This window comes from Mesorhizobium sp. M4A.F.Ca.ET.090.04.2.1, assembly GCF_003999085.1.
Taxonomy (GTDB): domain Bacteria; phylum Pseudomonadota; class Alphaproteobacteria; order Rhizobiales; family Rhizobiaceae; genus Mesorhizobium.
In genome coordinates, this window is record NZ_RZOT01000840.1 from 1 (window position 1) to 1,449 (window position 1,449).

The 1,449-nt window shown below is 67.7% G+C and carries 3 protein-coding genes; all 3 read right to left on the bottom strand.

The window, feature by feature from the left end:
• The coding region (locus tag EN781_RS32465) for a HisA/HisF-related TIM barrel protein (protein WP_245492708.1) at positions 1-231 on the bottom strand (231 nt) is incomplete at its 3' end.
• Positions 231-1,070: an arginase family protein gene (locus EN781_RS32470; protein ID WP_126057105.1), complete on the bottom strand. Its 840-nt coding sequence runs from the start codon at positions 1,068-1,070 to the stop codon at positions 231-233. The genes EN781_RS32465 and EN781_RS32470, both read right to left, overlap by 1 nt.
• Positions 1,067-1,449 (bottom strand): HisA/HisF-related TIM barrel protein (locus EN781_RS32475; protein WP_245492709.1); only part of this gene is annotated, 383 nt, incomplete at its 5' end. The genes EN781_RS32470 and EN781_RS32475, both read right to left, overlap by 4 nt.

The following is a 1,449-nucleotide window of genomic DNA, read 5'->3' on the forward strand; positions in this document are numbered from 1 at the left end:
GAGCGGCATGAAACATTGCTCGGCGGTGCGGGCGACGACGTCGAAGATCGTCTCGCGGTTGTCGGACGAGGCGGTGATGTCGAGGAAGCAGAGCTCGTCGGCGCCGGCCGCGTCATAGGCCTTGGCCGCCTCGACCGGATCGCCGGCATCGACGAGGTCGACGAAGTTGACGCCCTTGACGACACGGCCGTTCTTGACGTCGAGGCAAGGAATGACGCGGGCCTTCAGCATCAGCTTCTCTCCATCGTCGCGAGCAGCTCGACCAGCAATTCGCCGACCAGCGGCGGCACCTCGCCCTTGGCATCGAAGGCCGGATCATAGGCCGAGATGGTGAGGCCGGCGATTGGCAGTGCGCCGGCCATGCCGCACATCGCCTGCCGCACCTGCTCGGGTCCAGGACCGCCGGGCGTGGCGAAGCGGTTGGCCTGCAATTCTTCCGGGTCGTGAACGTCGAGGTCGATATGCATATGGATCCGTTCGGCGCCGGCCTTCTTCAGCCTCTCCGCCGCCCCCGTCCAGTCCGGGCATTCGGAGCGGATGACCGGCAGTTTTTCCAGTTCCTCCCTTTCCGCCGTGTCGAGGTCGCGTGCATTGACGAGCACCGAGCGGGCCGGGTCGATCGGCTTGAAGCCGGGAATCTGCGCCGTCATCGGCCGCCAGCAAAGGCCAAGCACCGTCGCTAGCGCCATGCCGTCGAGGAATCCGGATGTGGAAGTGTCCGGCGTGTTGATGTCGCCATGCTGGTCGGCCCAGATGATGGCGTCGGCGCCTTCGCCGGCCACGGCGCCGGCGCTGGTCAGGCAGTTGCCGGCGAGCACGATGGGAAACCGCTCGTTGTCGAGCGCGATGCGAACCTCGCCCGACACGGCGTTGCAGACGGCGAAGCCGGTCGCGATCTCGCGCGCTTGCTCGTCGTCGCTGACCCTGCCGATGTCGTGGACGTCGATGTCGTGGCCGGCAAGCTTGAGCGCCTCGGCAAGGCCGCCGGCCATCAGCGCATCCGGACCCTGGCCGCAGCCGCCGTGATAGTGGCCGCTGTCATAGGACGCCAGGATGATCGACACCTTCACGGCCTTGCCTCCATCTCCTCGCCGCGCAGGACCGCCAGCGCCTCCGCCGGGTCGATGCGGCCGTCATAGAGCGCCCGGCCGGAGATCGCCCCTTCGAGCCGCTGCGCGTCCGGCATGGTCATGCGCACGATATCAGCGATCGAGGCCAGGCCGCCCGAGGCGATCACCGGGATGGACACCGCTTCGGCAAGGTCGATGGTGGCGTCCCAGTTGATGCCGGTCAGCACGCCGTCGCGGTCGATGTCGGTGTAGATGATGGCGGCCACGCCCGCGCCTTCGAATTTCTTGGCCAGCTCGACGACGCCGAGGCTGGACGCTTCGGCCCAGCCCTCGACCGCGACCTTGCCGAAGCGGTGTCCATCCCGGTGATCGCCTCGGG